Here is a 14,398-nt window from a genome sequence, read left to right as displayed (position 1 = left end):
TCAGCTACCTTCGGGAGCCGGACCGGCGCCCTCTTTCGCACTGGCGCCGCCTGCTGCCGGCCGCTCTGGACGGGTACCGGTCGGATCAGGCGCTCCCGGTTCGGACACGTCCGAAGTCTTCACAGCGGGCTCGCTCTGGCCTTGCCCGGCGATCGTGCTCGAAGTGGTCGCGCTCGGCGCTATCTTCTCTTCGGCCTTGGCGTCGGTCTTCGCGCCCGCCCCGGTCTGGTTGGGCTTCTCGGTGGTCTTTACCTCGCCGACCGGTGGCGTTGCCGGCTTCTCGGCTGCCTTCTCGTCGCCGGGGAGCACATAGTCGCCACCCTCCCAAGGACTCATGAAATCGAACGAGCGCAAATCCTGGGCCAGCTTCACCGGTTCGTAGACGACGCGCTTGTCTTCTTCGGAATAGCGCAGCTCGACATAGCCGGTGAGTGGAAAATCCTTGCGGAACGGATGCCCCTCGAACCCATAGTCGGTGAGAATGCGCCGAAGGTCGGAATTGCCCGCGAACACCACCCCGTACATGTCGAAGACCTCCCGCTCGAGCCAGCCTGCGACCGGCCATAGCGTGGTAACGGTCGGCACTGGCGTGTGCTCGGCCGCGGTCACCTTCACCATGATGCGATGGTTTTTGGTAAGCGACAGCAGCATGTAAACGACATCGAACCGCTCAGCCCGGGACGGATAATCCGCGCCGGCAATCTCCATCAACTGCTGATAGGCATGATCGTCGCGCAACAGACGCAGCGCGTCCTCGACGCTGTCTCGCGCCACAGTGAGGACGATTTCGCCAAATTCTTCCTTTGCGGATACGAGCATGCTGCCGAGCGCGACCGACAGCGAGTCGAGCACGCCTTCGTTCGAGGCGATCCGGGGGGCGGAGTGCAGGACGGCCATTCTTAGCGCTCCAGCGTGCCGACGCGGCGGATCTTACGCTGCAACTGCATCACGCCGTAAAGCAGTGCCTCTGCCGTGGGCGGACAACCGGGCACGTAGATATCGACCGGCACGATCCGGTCGCAGCCGCGCACGACGCTGTAGCTATAGTGATAGTAGCCGCCGCCGTTAGCGCATGAGCCCATCGAGATGACGTACTTGGGATCCGACATCTGATCGTAGACGCGGCGAAGCGCTGGAGCCATCTTGTTGCAAAGCGTGCCCGCCACGATCATCACGTCCGACTGACGCGGTGACGCGCGTGGAGCGACGCCAAAGCGTTCCATGTCGTAACGCGGCATGTTTACGTGGATCATTTCGACCGCGCAGCAAGCGAGGCCAAACGTCATCCACCACAGTGAGCCGGTACGGGCCCACTGGAAGAGTTCCTCGGTCGAGGTGATCAGGAAGCCCTTGTCGGACACTTCCTGGGTAAGGCCGTTGAAGAACGACGCATCGGGAGCGGTCAAGGCGCCCTCTGGCGCGTGACCGTCCGCACGAAATTGCGTAACCTCGGTCATTCCCAGTCCAGAGCTCCCTTCTTCCACGCGTAAGCCAAACCGATCGCCAGTTCCCCCAGGAAAACCATCATGGTGATCCAGCCCGGCCAGCCCGTAACGTCTAGTGACACCGCCCAGGGAAACAGGAATGCCGCCTCCAGATCGAAGATGATGAACAGGATCGCGACCAGGTAGAACCGCACATCGAACTGGCTGCGCGGATCCTCGAACGCGGGAAAGCCGCATTCATATTCCGCTAGCTTGTCCGCGCTGGGATTGTGCGTTCCCGTCAGCCGCGCCACCCCCATGGGGAGGAACACGAACGCTGTCGACAGCGCTAAAGCGACGGCGAGAAACAGGAGGATAGGCAGGTATTGCGAGAGATCGACCAAAGTACTGACTCGTTTCGAAAACCGATTGCATCGCGCCCTAGTCCTGCCCGATGCACGGTGCAACCCCGAGCAGGCCGAATACGAGCCGATCCACAATCTTGCAGTCAGCCCGAAGCGGCTTAGCCTTCATGATGCCACCCCTCTGCACCTGGTGCCGAGATCGACCAACATGGCATTGCTAATGCCGCAGCGCAGCATTATGCGCAAATGCAACAAGTGTCCAACGCAATTGCCTGAAAGGTGCCCTCATGGCCCAGATTTCTGCCAGCGATCCGATCGTCATTCTATCTTATGCCCGTACGCCGATGGGCGGCCTGCAAGGCGTCTTGGCGGATGTCAGTGCGACCGACCTCGGTGCAACGGCCGTTCGTGCGGCAGTAGAGCGCGCCGGTGTTTCCGGTGGCGATATCGAACGGATCTACATGGGATGCGTCTTGCCAGCCGGGCTTGGTCAGGCGCCCGCCCGTCAGGCGGCGATCAAGGCAGGCCTGCCCACCTCGGTTCAGGCTACGACCGTCAACAAGGTCTGCGGATCAGGTATGCAGACGGTCATTATGGGCGCCGAAGCGCTAGCTTCAGGTTCGATCGACATGGTCATCGCGGGTGGCATGGAGAGCATGACCAACGCGCCCTATCTGACGAAGAAGCATCGTGGCGGCGCGCGCGCTGGCCACGATACGCTATACGATCACATGTTTCTCGATGGCCTCGAAGATGCCTACGAGGAAGGCAAGGCCATGGGCGCCTTCGCGCAATGCACCGCTGACGAATATCAACTGACGCGTCAGGATCAGGATGCCTACGCCATCGAGTCCCTCCGCCGCGCGCAGGAGGCGATAGCTGGGGGTGGTTTCGATAGCGAGGTGGTGCCGGTCACGGTCAAGACCCGCAAGGGAGAAGTCGTCGTCGATACCGACGAGGCGCCCGGCAAAGGTCAACCCGACAAGATCCCGCAGTTGAAGGCCGCTTTCGCCAAGGAAGGCACGATCACCGCAGCCAGTTCAAGCTCGATCTCAGACGGTGCCGCCGCAGTTGTGCTGACCCGCGCCAGCCAGGCCAAGGATAAAGGTCTTACGCCCTTGGCCACGATCGTCGGCGTTTCGGCGCATGCGCAGGAGCCTGCGAAGTTTACCACTGCACCTGCCGGCGCGATCAACAAACTGCTCAAGAAGATCGATTGGGACATCGCGGACGTAGATCTGTTCGAGATCAACGAGGCATTTGCCTGCGTTGCGATGTTCGCGATGCACGACCTCGGCATCCCGCACGAGAAGATCAACGTTCATGGCGGTGCGACGGCGCTCGGTCACCCGATCGGTGCATCCGGTACGCGCATCATCGTGACACTGCTTGGAGCCCTGAAGAAGAAGGGATTGAAGCGCGGCATCGCTTGTCTGTGCATTGGCGGCGGCGAAGCGACCGCGGTTGCAATCGAACTGAACTGATCGAAAGCACTCCTCGCCGGCGCTCTGCCGGCGAGGAAATGTCTACGGCGTTCCAGCACCCCAAAGCCGCTCGGAGGGTACGAATGCCTTGTGCCCACCGGCGTCGAATTGGCACCAACCCGCGCTGCAATCTCCCAGAAGCCCGATGACCCCAGGCTCGATCTTCCATTGCAGGTGAGCTGTCGCGAGAGGCTGGGCACGCATTTCAGCTACCCCCTTCCCGGTGACCATCGCGGCTCGCTGGCGAGATAGCAGAAGGTCACGCATCCAGCCCCGATCGCCGGATGGATCTTCTATCAATCGCCATGGACCTTCACGGCGCAGCACTTTGACCGGCAAATATGGTCGACGGTAGATCCAGGAGATGCGGTAACTGTCTCCAGGCCCCACGCGCATATTCGCCTCGGCCGCGCTGACCGAAGCCCAATAAGGAACGCCCTCGTCGGCGGCCCGGGCCAAAGTCGGACTTACGATCACCGCAAGCGCAAGCAGAGGGACATAGCGAGAAAGGAACATGCTGACTGCATAGCCTTGGCGTCGATGTCGCTTCAAGAGGTAGATGGCACGTCGATCCAGCAGGCGCACTCCCCGCAGCTAAGGATTTGCACCCAGTCGATCATGGGAAGCCAAGGTCTCGTTCGACCGTGCGTACGGCCCGGCACGCGTCAATCGCCCGTCAGGATACGATCGACGAGTTCCTTGACGGTCGGCGTGAAGCCGTTCGAGTAAAACGGATCCTGCTTGAACTTGTAGGCAGCGTGACCGGCGAACATCAGGTTTTCGTCGAGCGGGCCGCCATGCGCGATCTCTTGCAAGGTCTTCTGGATGCAGAAGCTACGCGGGTCAGCGAGGCGCCCGGTGGTGTAGTCATCATGGTCCTTCCAAGATGAAAAACCACAATGCGACAGGCAGCCCATGCAGTCGGCCTGGTCCTTTCGGATCAAATCACGTTCGATCGGATCCACGAAGACGATCGTATCATCAGGCGTTCGCAGACCGTCGGTGTGGCCCTCAAGCGACCATGTGCGAGCGCGCGCAAGATCCTTGGGGGTCACCCAGAAATTCTTGCCTTTCACCCCCACGTCAAGCCGCACGGTATGCTCGCCAGCCTCCACCTTCGAGTATGGTATCTGACGATCGGATCGAGCTTCGAGATTGCGCAGGAATGGATTGCGCACGGCTGACGAATAGAACCCCGTAGGAGAGAAACGATGCAGGAGGACATCGCCAGGCTCCAACTCACGCAGAGCATCTTTCCACTGTTGGGGGATCGGACTCTCATGCGTTAGCAGAGGGCGTGTGCCGTACTGGAATGCGATGGAACCAAGCTCAGGGTTGTCGATCCAGTTTTCCCAATCGCGCAGAAACCAGACGCCGCCCGCCATGATGATGGGAACGTCATCGGAAATACCCTCGCCCCGCATGGTTTCCCGCAGGGCCTTGACGCGGGGATAAGGATCTTCGGGCTTGGTGGGATCCTCGGCGTTCGACAGACCATTGTGTCCCCCCGCCAACCACGGGTCTTCGTACACGACGGCCGCCATCAGTTCCGCAACCTTGGAATAGGCGCGCTTCCACAAGGCCCTGAAAGCGCGCGCGGAACTGACGATGGGCAGATAGTTGACATTATAGCGCGCAGCGATCTCGGCAAGCTTGTACGGCATACCGGCACCACACGTCACACCAGTGACCATCCCCCGGGTCTTTTCGAGAACGCCCTCCAAAATGGGCTGCGCGCCGCCCATTTCCCAAAGCACGTTAATGTTGATCGCACCCTTGCCGCCGGCGATGTCGTAAGCTCTGCGGACCTGCTCCACCGCGCCATCGATGGCATAGCGGATGAGTTCTTCGTGTCGCTCCTTGCGGGTAAGGGCATTGTAGATCTGAGGTATGATCTTGCCTTCGGCATCGTAACTATCCGCGTTGACCGCACTGACGGTGCCAATTCCGCCAGCGGCCGCCCAGGCGCCCGAGCTCATGTGGTTGGTAGCCGCCACGCCCTTGCCGCCTTCGACCAATGGCCAAACCTCACGGCCGCCATAAACGATCGGCTTGAGACCCTTGAAACTCATGACTCGTCGTCTTTCCTCTGGAGCGCAGCAGTTCAGCTATCTGCGGTCGGAGCCCTGTCAGCCAAACGGCAAGGCGTTATCGCGCCCGGCCGCGGAGCGGGCCCTCTTGCCTCGAACCTTGCATAATACCCTTGCATCTTAGGCTTACGCACAAATTCGGCCAAGCGGAAACCAACCGCTTCGAATTCACAGAAAAGAAGCGCGGGCGGAATACCGTGGTCCTGCGTCGAGCGATCGATGTCGACCACCACCACGCTGCCACCTGCGCGCAAGGCCGGTCGCAATCGCCAGAGGAAGGCGTAAGGCTCGCTAACCTCATGGTACATGTGGACCAGCATGATCCGATCGAAGCTGTCGGCCGGCAACCCAGGATCGTCCTCCGCGCCGCGCTTGATCGACACGTTGTCGAGACGCTCGCGCTCGATGCGCAGGCCCAGATCGCGCAGCGCATCAGGATCGATATCCTGCGCCAGAACGCGGCCATTCGCACCCACGCGCTGGGCCAGGCGGACAGTGTAATAGCCCTCGCCCGCGCCGATATCCGCCACGGTCATGTTCTTGGAGATGCCCGCCAGATCCATTACCATACGCGCTTCGTTCACGCTATCTCGCGCAACCTCGGATGAAAAGCCATTCCCCGCCAGTCTCGACACCGGGCGGTCCGCCTTCGGGAATGCTCGCGCCGTGGGTAACCGACCATCACCGGCCTTCTTCTGACAGGCACCAGTCGTGGTTGTCAGTACGACGAGCGCAACCAGCAGGAGATTTCGGCGCATACGCATGCCGCCCCTTAACGGCTTGCTTACAGACTGGCAAAAGCTTCCAGACAGTGCTGATACTGCGGATTACACAATCCTCGTCGATCAGTCGTTGTCGTCGACCTCGACCTTTTCGCCGGTAACCCGTTGCGAGAGCGCTGCTGCCATGAAGGGATCGAGTTCGCCATCAAGCACGTCTCCCGGCGCTGTCGAGACCAATCCGGTTCGCAGATCCTTGACCTGCTGATACGGTTGCAAGACGTAAGACCTGATCTGATGCCCCCACCCGATGTCGCTTTTTCCTGCATGCTCGGCGCTGGCTGCCTCTTCCCGGCGCTGCATCTCCGCTTCGAACATGCGTGCCTTGAGCATGCCCATCGCGATCTCGCGGTTCTTGTGCTGCGATCTGTCGATCTGGCTCGCTACGACAATACCCGACGGTTGGTGGGTGATGCGCACTGCTGAATCCGTCGTATTGACGTGCTGCCCGCCCGCACCTGATGCGCGATATGTGTCGATCTTCAGGTCCGAGGGGTTGATGTCGATCTCGAAGGTGTCGTCGATCACGGGATAAACCCAGACGCTGGAAAAGCTGGTGTGCCGACGTGCGGAGCTGTCGTACGGGCTGATCCGGACCAGACGATGAACGCCGCTCTCGGTCTTTGCATAGCCATAGGCGTTCTCGCCCTTGATCAACAAAGTCGCGCTTTTGATGCCGGCCGCTTCGCCAGCATGGTAGTCGACGAGCTCCACCTTGTAACCGCGTCGTTCCGCCCAGCGCGTGTACATGCGCTGCAGCATCTCGGCCCAGTCCTGGCTTTCGGTACCGCCCGCTCCGGCATGGACTTCGAGATAGGTGTCGTTGCCGTCCGCCTCGCCCGCCAGCAGGGCCTGGACCTTATCTCGGTCGGCTCGCTCGGCCAGTTGGGCTAGGGTCGTGTGCCCTTCGTCGATCGTCGCAGTATCGTCTTCCAACTCGCCCAGTTCGATGAATTCGATCGCGTCGTTCATCTCGGCAGTTATCTGGTTCACGGCTCCAATCGAAGCTTCGAGCCGCCGCCGTTCCTTCATGACGGCCTCTGCGTCCTTTGGCTTGTCCCAAAGCGTCGGATCCTCGACGCGCGCGTTCAACTCATCGAGACGCCTTGTCGCACGATCCCAGTCGAGGAACTTGCGGACGAGCGCCATCGCCTTTTGGATGCGCTCAACGTGGGCCTGCCCTTCGGCACGCATGATCTGGACTCCGGAACAAATGGGGACGCCCCGCTTAGCGAAGCGAGCATGATTGTAAAGCGCTGGCGATCATGTCGCCCGCTGACCTCGACGACGATCGGAAAGCTAAGGGCGTGAAACCACCCGAAGCCAACGCCTGATCAGCGCTTGGGCTTCCGGAGCTGCTTCACCGCGGCCAATGTCCGGCTGACATGATCGCGATAGTCGAGATCCGAGTGTACGAACGCGATGCGGCCATCGGGCGCTATGACATAGCTGGTCCGATCAGCGACCCCAGCCGGGGCACCCGCGCGCTTGAGCGAAACATCATAAGACTTGATGATCGCAGGGCTCGCCACGCCAACAGTGAACTTGTCGCGGCAGCCTTCGGTCGAAAACTTGCGGAGGGTGGGCAGATCGTCAGCTGACAATCCGATCACCGTTGCGCCGTACTTGGAGAACTCAGCCGTTGCCTCGGCGAAGGCATGAGCCTCCAGCGTACAACCTTGCGTAAAAGCCTTAGGATAGAAGTACAGCACGACCGGCCCCTTGCTAAGGGCCCGGCGCAGATCGAGCGGCACGTCCTTACCCGCGAGCGCGCCCTGCGTTATGAACTCGGGCGCTTTTGCACCGACTGGCAAGTTGGCAAGCGCCGTGCCCGGCAAAGCGGTCACGGCGAGGATTGCGAGCGCAAGGAAGGTCTTGTTCATCCACAACTGTCTGGACCCGGCAAACGCCCGAGTCCAGAGTCTAGACATGGGTTATTCGATATAGCCAAGCACGGTGCCGACTTCGTAGGTTTCGCCCGTCGTAGTGGTGATCTTGAGCGTGCCGGTAGCAGGAGCCTCGACCTCGTTCGTCGACTTGTCGGCTTCTAGCGAGAACAGCGGCTGCCCCTCAGTGACCTGATCGCCGTCCTTGGCAAGCCACTCGGCCACCTGGCCCTCCTGCATCGAGAAGCCGATCTTGGGGAGCAGGATTTCAACAGCCATGGGTACGATCCTCTTGATGCATTTGCCGAAATGCCTAGCGCATGACGCACTGCTTGCAAGAGGGTTCCGCAGCGGTGCCGCGATATGTCCCCTGCCCCATGCCTCGGAACTTCGAAACGGGAGATCGCCCTTTGCGCAGACCCTGCTTTATCGATTGCCTGGGTGCGGCGAACCCCCTCTGCCCGCGTGACCACGCTCGTCCCAGGGGCAGAGGTGCGAGGCTGAGCCAGTGGCCTATTGGCGATAAACCGAGATGATGATGTCCTCAACGGAAGGACTGCGGGGTTCAAGTCGCGCAAGGATCTCGCTAGCAACAGGGCATGAAAGCTGAACCAAAACCTCGCCGCAGCGCGCTGTATCTTCCGGCATCAAACGCCAAGGCTATCGCCAAAGCGCGAACGTTACCTTGCGATATCATAATCTTCGACCTGGAAGATGCGGTTGCGCCAGAACTGAAGGATGCAGCTCGTGAAGCCGCCGTCGCTGCAGTGCACGAAGGCGGCTTTGGCCATCGCGAGATCGCGATACGCGCGAATGGTCTCGACACGCCATGGGGCGCGGCGGATCTGGCAGCCATTGCCGGCTCCCATGCGGATGCCGTGCTGGTGCCCAAGATCGATGGACCGCAAGACCTCCAGATGTATCAGGATGCTCTCGGCACCGCTCCAAGAGAGATGCAACTTTGGGCGATGATTGAGACGTGCGCGTCCGTGGCCAATTTGCCAGCCATCGCGGCCATGGCGGCATCGACGCGTTTGTCACTCTGGATCATGGGAACCAACGATCTGGCCAAGGAGATGCGCGCGCAACTGACGCCGTGTCGTTCGCCTTTCCTGCCATTTCTTTCAATGGCGGTGGCCGCCGCTCGCACCCATGGCGTCAGCATTCTGGATGGTGTGTGCAACGAATTTCGCGACCTGGGCGCCTTCGAAGCCGAAGCACGTCAGGGCCTGATGTTCGGCTTCGATGGGAAGAGCCTGATCCATCCCGCGCAAATCGACGCCTGCAATACGGTGTTCTCTCCAAGCGCTGCTGACTTGTCGAGAGCGGAAGCGATAATCGCGGCTTTCTCCCTTCCGGAAAATGCCGGTAAGGGAGCGATTCAGGTCGATGGCAAGATGGCCGAGCTTCTGCATCTTGAGCAGGCGCGCCAAATGATTGCGGTCGCGCACAGTGCCGCTGCCAGTACATAGGCCAGCTCGTCAGCGGGGCGTCATCAAGGTCTCAATGTCAGGTCACGGCGTCAACCGGGTATCAAAAAATCGGGGTCCGAAGGTTCACTTCGGACCCCGTCTGTCTTAGAAACTCAGCTTTCCGAATGCCTTGGCGCCAGCATAATGAGCCGCCTTGCCGAGTTCCTCTTCGATGCGGATCAATTGATTGTACTTCGCCAACCGGTCGGATCGGGCAAGCGAACCGGTCTTGATCTGACCGCAGTTGGTAGCCACCGCCAGATCGGCGATCGTCGCATCCTCGGTCTCGCCCGAACGATGCGACATGACCGCGGTGTAACCAGCACGCTGGGCAATGGACACGGCCTCGAGAGTCTCGGTCAGAGATCCGATCTGGTTGACCTTAACGAGCAGGGAGTTTGCCAATCCCTTATCGATGCCCATCGTCAGACGTTTCGGATTGGTGACGAACAGGTCGTCGCCGACCAGCTGGACCTTGTGCCCGACCTTATCAGTCAGGGCCTTCCAGCCTTCGAAATCGTCTTCGCCCATGCCATCCTCGATCGAGATAATCGGATAGGCGTCGCACAAATCCGCGAGATAGTCCGCGAACGCCGTGGGAGCGAGGCTCAGCCCCTCGCCGCTGATCTCGTACTTGCCGTTCTTGAAGAATTCGGTCGAAGCACAGTCCAGGGCGAGCTGGATCTCGCTACCAGGCTTGAAACCAGCCCTCTCGATCGACGCCATCACGAAATCGAGCGCGTCGCGGGTGCTGGCCAGGTTGGGCGCGAAGCCACCTTCGTCGCCAACAGCGGTCGCGAGGCCCTTCTCGTGCAATCCCTTTTTCAGGGTGTGGAAGATCTCGGCACCCCAGCGCACGGCTTCGGCGATTGAGCCGGCCCCGACCGGCATGATCATGAATTCCTGGAAATCGATCGGGTTATCGGCATGTTCGCCACCATTGATGATGTTCATCATCGGCACCGGAAGCACATGCGCCGATACGCCGCCCACGTAGGCATACAAAGGCAGGCCACGCGCATTGGCGGCGGCTTTGGCAGCGGCGAGGCTAACGCCAAGAATGGCATTCGCGCCCAAGCGGCTCTTGTTCTCGGTCCCGTCTAGTTCGATCATCGCGAGATCAAGATCGCGCTGGTCCTCGGCGTCGGTGCCGACCAGCAACTCAGCGATCTCACCATTCACCGCATCGACGGCCTTGAGCACCCCTTTGCCGAGGTAGCGGCCCTGGTCGCCATCACGAAGTTCGACCGCCTCGTGCGCGCCGGTGGATGCGCCGGAAGGCACGGCCGCACGTCCAAAGCTGCCGTCTTCGAGCAATACATCCACTTCAACCGTTGGATTGCCGCGGCTGTCCAGGATCTCACGGCCATGAATGTCGATGATGGCGGTCATGCGGGTCAGACTCCTTGCGTGGGTGCGCGGCTTGCGCGCGAAAGTGTCGCGGTCTTAGCAGGGGAACCTTCGCTTGCAAGTTGCGTTGCAGCAACCAAGCGCCCTCGTGGACGTGATTGCGCATCATCTTGCGACCGTCATTCGGTTCGCCGACGAAAAGAAGAGGACAAACCATGGTCGAAACTATTCTGTCCGGTACCGACACTGGCAACGGCACCGAAGCTGCCAAGAACCACTTCTCCAAGGCGGTGGATGAAGCCCTCGCAGGCGCCAAGGCACTCGGCGCCGAAGCGCAGAACCGCGCCGGAGAGTACCGCGAGAAGCTTTCCGAAAAGAAGGATGGGCTTGCCGGCGACGCAAAAGTGCGCACCGATGAGTACAAGGACAAGGCGTATGGTCTGGCCGACGATGGCAAGGCAAAGGCCAGCGGTGCTCTTGTAAACCTAAGCCAGCTGATCAACGACAATGCCGGGACACTCGATGAGAAGATCGGCGTGAAATATGGCGATTACGCGCGTGGTGCGGCAAAGTCCGTGCAGGATGCCGCCAGCCGTCTTGATGAAAAGTCGATCGACGAGCTTGGAGAGGACGCCAAGGAGTTCGTTCGCGCAAGTCCCGCACTTGCCTTGGGTCTTGCCGCAGCGGCAGGCTACCTTATCGGTCGCGTGTTTAAGTAAGGCGGGCGGCTTTCGGTAAGCACGATGCAGGACATCCAACCTGAATCAGGTTCGTCACCCGCACCCTCGTTGAGCGATGCAAAGGAGCGCTCGCTCAACGATGATCTCCATCGATTGGCTCACGATGCGCGGGCTTATGCCGCCGCAGAGTTGAGCTTTCAGAAATCGCGGGTCTCTTACGCCGCCGCGGCCAGCAAGAGTATCGTTGTCTATGCCATCGCGGCGTTGGTCCTGGTATTTTTTGCCGTAATGGCGTTGGTGGTGGGCCTTATCATAGCCCTAGCGCCCTTGATAACGGCATGGGGATCGACGGCGGTAGTCACGTTGCTTTTGCTGGGCTTAGCGGCTTTCTTGTTGCTCCGCGTGAAAAGCCGAGTGCAGGTCATGATGACGGTCTTTGGCGGGACAGAAAAAGCGTGAGCCGCCTTGTAGAGAGCAAGGTGCTTGCAGACAAAGTCCTTCGTGACAGCACCAAGGCGATCCTGGATCGTCGAATCGAAGCAGTCAAACTAGACCTTGAGGCCAGGGGCATAGGCGGAAGAATCGCGGATGAGATCGTCGGCCGCGCCAAGACCGTCGTCGACGAGGCCGTAGAGATCACTGAAGAACATCCAGGCGTAATCGGCGGAACCATCGCCGCATTGGTGCTTTGGACGCTGCGAAATCCGATCATCGATTGGCTCGACGAGTTTCTCGGCCCCCGGCGCTAATCACGATCCGTCGATCATTAAACGAGGTAAACCATGGCTGCTCAAGACACCACGATCATTCCGGCTGCGAATGGCGAGGCGACGACAAACGTGGTGGCGTTGCCCATCCCCCCGGAGCCGGTAACCCCTTCCGAGAAGGCTTTGAGCTTCGTGAAGGAGCATCCGGTGCTGACGCTGGCCGGCGGTGTCGCTGCCGGCCTTCTCATCAGCTCTCTCGTTCCACGGCGCGCCAACCGCAGGTTGCGCAACCGCGCATATCGGGTCGCCGAAGCGGGTGCGACCGCCGCTCTGTCTTTTGGACGAAGCTCCCTCGACAAAGCTGAGGATGGCGGGCTCTTCGCTCGAAACAAGGCAAGGATCGTTGCAACCCAAGCCGAGAAGTTTGGAGAACGTGCCTCTGCACGAGCCGAAAGGTATAGCGCTCTGGCTGCCAGGCGAGCGGAAAAGTTGAGCGAGAAGGCTGTGGTCCAGGCCGAACGATTTGGCGTGGCCGCGTTGGGTACAGCCAGTGCATGGGGGCATGTTGCGGCGGAAAGAGCCGACAAGCTGGGTCATGCCGCGGCTTACCATGCCGAAAATCTCGGTGGACGTGCGTCCGATCGCCTAAGCCAGTTTGGTGACAAGGCACTCGATAAGTCCAGTGAGCTTTTCGGATACCCGAAAGCCCATCGCAAGCTTGGCGCTCGCATTTTGGACAAAGTTCGCGATCTATTGGATGGCTTGCGGCGGTGAAACCCGTGTAGGCCTTGCATATCGCCCTGGCGAAAGAGTAGGGGTCAAACTCCGGCAACTAGGATTTTGGCCCCTTCATGCAGAAGCTTCACCTCGTCATGGGTGGGCGGGTAAAAGACCCGCGCACCTTGGAGTTTAACGATCTCGACGCCTTGGACCTAGTCGGAGTATTTGCCGACTATGCTTCCGCTGAAGACGCATGGCGCGCCAGCGCGCAACGGACCGTTGATGATGCCGAGATGAAGTACGTAATCGTTCATCTTCACCGCCTGCTTCAGCCCGACTTACCAGCGGAGTGATCCGTACATTCAGGCCCGGCGATGAAGATGCGCTCAGGCACATCCATCTCGCTTCGATTACCCAGGTCGGCCCGTTAGCTTACAATCCGGAGCAAGTCGCGGCGTGGGCGGGGAAGACCCGTGAACCCTGGGAATGGCTGGAGTGGCACGCGTTTGGCGACCGCATAACCATTGCATTTTCCGACCAGGCTGAGCCGGCGGCCTTTAGTTTGCTTGAGGCCGATGGACATCTCGACATGCTTTACTGTCACCCCAGCCACGTCCGGCAGGGTCACGCGCTCCGCCTTGTAAAAGAAGTGAGTGCCTTCTGTAGGCGTACCGGTTTGTCGATGATCACGACTGACGCAAGCGAATTGGCTCGCCCTGTCTTTCTCGCTGCCGGATATGTCGTGGAAAGTCGGCAGGACTTTCTGTTAGATGGCGTACCCATCCACAACTACGCCATGCACAAGACCCTGACGTCCGACTGCACGCTAGTCATGCAATAAGCAGCAGGAACGCCATCCTGAATACGATTAAGGATGGCGTTCCCAAGGTCTGCTTGAAATCAAACGAACTCGATCTTTTCGACGACGAAGAACTTGTCACCTGCGGGAACGGTCACCTCGACCTCGTCACCAACTTTGCGACCGATTAGCGCCTTACCGAGCGGTGCGTTGTAGCTTATCCGGCCAACCTTCACGTCCGCCTCATAAGGCCCGACGATCTGATATTTTACCGGCTTGTCGTCGTCGTCGAGCAACGTGACGGTCGCGCCGAATATTACCTTGTCGCCCGACAATGTGGTGGGATCGACAATCTGAGCGCGAGTGATGCGGTCTTCCAAGTCGGCGATCATCGCCTCGACCTGGCCCTGACGCTCTTTCGCGGCGTGATATTCGGCATTTTCCGACAAATCGCCATGCGCACGAGCTTCCTCGATCGCATCAACGATCAGCGGACGTTCGTCCCGTAACGCCTTGATCTCTGCAGTCAGCCTTTCATAGCCTTCCGCAAGCATCGGCAACTTCTCGACACTGGCCATTGCTTCGCTCTTATCCTTTTGATGCCGTCCCCGGCTGCCGGTCTCGGCTAGTAGTGCCCTGCCC

The 14,398-nt window shown here is 60.0% G+C and carries 19 protein-coding genes; 8 read left to right on the top strand and 11 right to left on the bottom strand.

From position 1 onward, the window contains the following. The 3 genes from ACXJ1Z_RS16235 to ndhC are packed head-to-tail and all read right to left on the bottom strand — an operon-like array spanning position 1 to position 1,828. Positions 1-897 (bottom strand): NADH-quinone oxidoreductase subunit C, encoded by an 897-nt coding sequence (locus tag ACXJ1Z_RS16235; protein WP_463778055.1) that lies wholly within the window; start codon positions 895-897, stop codon positions 1-3. A 2-nt stretch (positions 898-899) separates the two neighbouring features. Next, complete coding sequence (locus ACXJ1Z_RS16230; RefSeq protein WP_463778053.1) at positions 900-1,457, bottom strand: NuoB/complex I 20 kDa subunit family protein; 558 nt, start codon at positions 1,455-1,457, stop codon at positions 900-902. Further along, positions 1,454-1,828 carry an NADH-quinone oxidoreductase subunit A gene (gene ndhC / locus ACXJ1Z_RS16225; protein ID WP_463778052.1) on the bottom strand — a complete coding sequence of 125 codons (375 nt, stop codon included), beginning with the start codon at positions 1,826-1,828 and terminating at the stop codon, positions 1,454-1,456. The genes ACXJ1Z_RS16230 and ndhC overlap by 4 nt, the downstream gene beginning before the upstream one ends. A 248-nt stretch (positions 1,829-2,076) precedes the next feature. Between ndhC and ACXJ1Z_RS16220 the strand changes: the two genes are divergently transcribed. Next, positions 2,077-3,273, top strand: coding sequence for an acetyl-CoA C-acyltransferase (locus tag ACXJ1Z_RS16220; protein ID WP_463778051.1), 1,197 nt, complete (start codon positions 2,077-2,079; stop codon positions 3,271-3,273). A 42-nt stretch (positions 3,274-3,315) separates the two neighbouring features. Here the strand turns inward: ACXJ1Z_RS16220 and ACXJ1Z_RS16215 are convergent, their stop codons facing one another. The 6 genes from ACXJ1Z_RS16215 to ACXJ1Z_RS16190 form a co-directional block, all read right to left on the bottom strand. Next, positions 3,316-3,789, bottom strand: a complete 474-nt coding sequence (locus ACXJ1Z_RS16215; RefSeq protein ID WP_463781275.1) for an SH3 domain-containing protein — start codon at positions 3,787-3,789, stop codon at positions 3,316-3,318. Between the two features lie 149 nt (positions 3,790-3,938). Beyond that, a complete protein-coding gene (locus ACXJ1Z_RS16210) occupies positions 3,939-5,345 on the bottom strand; it encodes an NAD(P)H-dependent flavin oxidoreductase (protein ID WP_463778050.1) in 1,407 nt (468 codons plus the stop codon). Between the two features lie 32 nt (positions 5,346-5,377). Next, entirely contained in the window at positions 5,378-6,127 is a 750-nt protein-coding gene (locus ACXJ1Z_RS16205) for a class I SAM-dependent methyltransferase (protein ID WP_463778049.1), read from the bottom strand. An 81-nt stretch (positions 6,128-6,208) separates the two neighbouring features. Beyond that, the gene (prfB, locus tag ACXJ1Z_RS16200; RefSeq protein ID WP_463778047.1) at positions 6,209-7,336 is read right to left on the bottom strand and encodes a peptide chain release factor 2; all 1,128 of its coding nucleotides are present in this window, start codon (positions 7,334-7,336) and stop codon (positions 6,209-6,211) included. Between the two features lie 140 nt (positions 7,337-7,476). Further along, complete coding sequence (locus ACXJ1Z_RS16195) at positions 7,477-8,025, bottom strand: peroxiredoxin (RefSeq protein WP_463778046.1); 549 nt, start codon at positions 8,023-8,025, stop codon at positions 7,477-7,479. Positions 8,026-8,076: 51 nt separating this feature from the next. Beyond that, positions 8,077-8,307 (bottom strand): biotin/lipoyl-containing protein, encoded by a 231-nt coding sequence (locus ACXJ1Z_RS16190; protein ID WP_463778045.1) that lies wholly within the window; start codon positions 8,305-8,307, stop codon positions 8,077-8,079. Between the two features lie 320 nt (positions 8,308-8,627). Between ACXJ1Z_RS16190 and ACXJ1Z_RS16185 the strand changes: the two genes are divergently transcribed. Next, complete coding sequence (locus tag ACXJ1Z_RS16185; RefSeq protein ID WP_463778044.1) at positions 8,628-9,500, top strand: HpcH/HpaI aldolase/citrate lyase family protein; 873 nt, start codon at positions 8,628-8,630, stop codon at positions 9,498-9,500. 105 nt (positions 9,501-9,605) lie between these two features. On the opposite strand, the gene eno is transcribed toward ACXJ1Z_RS16185, so the two are convergent. Then, on the bottom strand, positions 9,606-10,892 hold the full coding sequence (gene eno / locus ACXJ1Z_RS16180; RefSeq protein ID WP_463778042.1) for a phosphopyruvate hydratase: 1,287 nt from the start codon (positions 10,890-10,892) through the stop codon (positions 9,606-9,608). A 173-nt stretch (positions 10,893-11,065) separates the two neighbouring features. Here eno and ACXJ1Z_RS16175 point away from each other — a divergent pair, with 173 nt between their 5' ends. The 6 genes from ACXJ1Z_RS16175 (at position 11,066) to ACXJ1Z_RS16150 (ending at position 13,798) form a co-directional block, all read left to right on the top strand. Further along, on the top strand, positions 11,066-11,569 hold the full coding sequence (locus ACXJ1Z_RS16175; RefSeq protein WP_463778041.1) for a hypothetical protein: 504 nt from the start codon (positions 11,066-11,068) through the stop codon (positions 11,567-11,569). A 24-nt stretch (positions 11,570-11,593) separates the two neighbouring features. After that, positions 11,594-11,989 carry a phage holin family protein gene (locus ACXJ1Z_RS16170; RefSeq protein ID WP_463778040.1) on the top strand — a complete coding sequence of 132 codons (396 nt, stop codon included), beginning with the start codon at positions 11,594-11,596 and terminating at the stop codon, positions 11,987-11,989. Continuing rightward, entirely contained in the window at positions 11,986-12,279 is a 294-nt protein-coding gene (locus ACXJ1Z_RS16165) for a hypothetical protein (protein ID WP_463778039.1), read from the top strand. Before ACXJ1Z_RS16170 ends, ACXJ1Z_RS16165 begins: the two co-directional genes overlap by 4 nt. Before the next feature lie 33 nt (positions 12,280-12,312). Then, positions 12,313-13,011, top strand: coding sequence for a hypothetical protein (locus ACXJ1Z_RS16160; RefSeq protein ID WP_463778037.1), 699 nt, complete (start codon positions 12,313-12,315; stop codon positions 13,009-13,011). Positions 13,012-13,088: 77 nt separating this feature from the next. Then, positions 13,089-13,310, top strand: coding sequence for a DUF4170 domain-containing protein (locus ACXJ1Z_RS16155; protein WP_463778036.1), 222 nt, complete (start codon positions 13,089-13,091; stop codon positions 13,308-13,310). Beyond that, positions 13,307-13,798 (top strand): GNAT family N-acetyltransferase, encoded by a 492-nt coding sequence (locus ACXJ1Z_RS16150; protein WP_463778035.1) that lies wholly within the window; start codon positions 13,307-13,309, stop codon positions 13,796-13,798. Before ACXJ1Z_RS16155 ends, ACXJ1Z_RS16150 begins: the two co-directional genes overlap by 4 nt. Positions 13,799-13,857: 59 nt before the next feature. Here ACXJ1Z_RS16150 and greA read toward each other — a convergent pair whose 3' ends face one another. Then, complete coding sequence (gene greA / locus ACXJ1Z_RS16145; RefSeq protein ID WP_463778033.1) at positions 13,858-14,334, bottom strand: transcription elongation factor GreA; 477 nt, start codon at positions 14,332-14,334, stop codon at positions 13,858-13,860. Positions 14,335-14,398: the final 64 nt, after the last annotated feature.

This window comes from Novosphingobium sp. TK46, from assembly GCF_055361525.1.
This window is presented reverse-complemented; position numbering and strand designations above follow the sequence as displayed.

Excerpts from the sequence above, each read along its gene's own strand:
- ACXJ1Z_RS16175 (WP_463778041.1), top strand. The coding sequence starts at position 11,066 with ATGGTCGAAACTATTCTGTCCGGTACCGACACTGGCAACGGCACCGAA.
- ACXJ1Z_RS16185 (WP_463778044.1), top strand. The coding sequence starts at position 8,628 with ATGAAAGCTGAACCAAAACCTCGCCGCAGCGCGCTGTATCTTCCGGCA.
- ACXJ1Z_RS16230 (WP_463778053.1), bottom strand. The coding sequence starts at position 1,457 with ATGACCGAGGTTACGCAATTTCGTGCGGACGGTCACGCGCCAGAGGGC.
- prfB (WP_463778047.1), bottom strand. The coding sequence starts at position 7,336 with ATGCGTGCCGAAGGGCAGGCCCACGTTGAGCGCATCCAAAAGGCGATG.
- greA (WP_463778033.1), bottom strand. The coding sequence starts at position 14,334 with ATGGCCAGTGTCGAGAAGTTGCCGATGCTTGCGGAAGGCTATGAAAGG.
- ACXJ1Z_RS16160 (WP_463778037.1), top strand. The coding sequence starts at position 12,313 with ATGGCTGCTCAAGACACCACGATCATTCCGGCTGCGAATGGCGAGGCG.
- eno (WP_463778042.1), bottom strand. The coding sequence starts at position 10,892 with ATGACCGCCATCATCGACATTCATGGCCGTGAGATCCTGGACAGCCGC.
- ACXJ1Z_RS16235 (WP_463778055.1), bottom strand. The coding sequence starts at position 897 with ATGGCCGTCCTGCACTCCGCCCCCCGGATCGCCTCGAACGAAGGCGTG.
- ACXJ1Z_RS16190 (WP_463778045.1), bottom strand. The coding sequence starts at position 8,307 with ATGGCTGTTGAAATCCTGCTCCCCAAGATCGGCTTCTCGATGCAGGAG.
- ACXJ1Z_RS16215 (WP_463781275.1), bottom strand. The coding sequence starts at position 3,789 with ATGTTCCTTTCTCGCTATGTCCCTCTGCTTGCGCTTGCGGTGATCGTA.
- ACXJ1Z_RS16220 (WP_463778051.1), top strand. The coding sequence starts at position 2,077 with ATGGCCCAGATTTCTGCCAGCGATCCGATCGTCATTCTATCTTATGCC.
- ACXJ1Z_RS16170 (WP_463778040.1), top strand. The coding sequence starts at position 11,594 with ATGCAGGACATCCAACCTGAATCAGGTTCGTCACCCGCACCCTCGTTG.
- ACXJ1Z_RS16195 (WP_463778046.1), bottom strand. The coding sequence starts at position 8,025 with ATGAACAAGACCTTCCTTGCGCTCGCAATCCTCGCCGTGACCGCTTTG.
- ACXJ1Z_RS16205 (WP_463778049.1), bottom strand. The coding sequence starts at position 6,127 with ATGCGTATGCGCCGAAATCTCCTGCTGGTTGCGCTCGTCGTACTGACA.
- ACXJ1Z_RS16155 (WP_463778036.1), top strand. The coding sequence starts at position 13,089 with ATGCAGAAGCTTCACCTCGTCATGGGTGGGCGGGTAAAAGACCCGCGC.
- ACXJ1Z_RS16210 (WP_463778050.1), bottom strand. The coding sequence starts at position 5,345 with ATGAGTTTCAAGGGTCTCAAGCCGATCGTTTATGGCGGCCGTGAGGTT.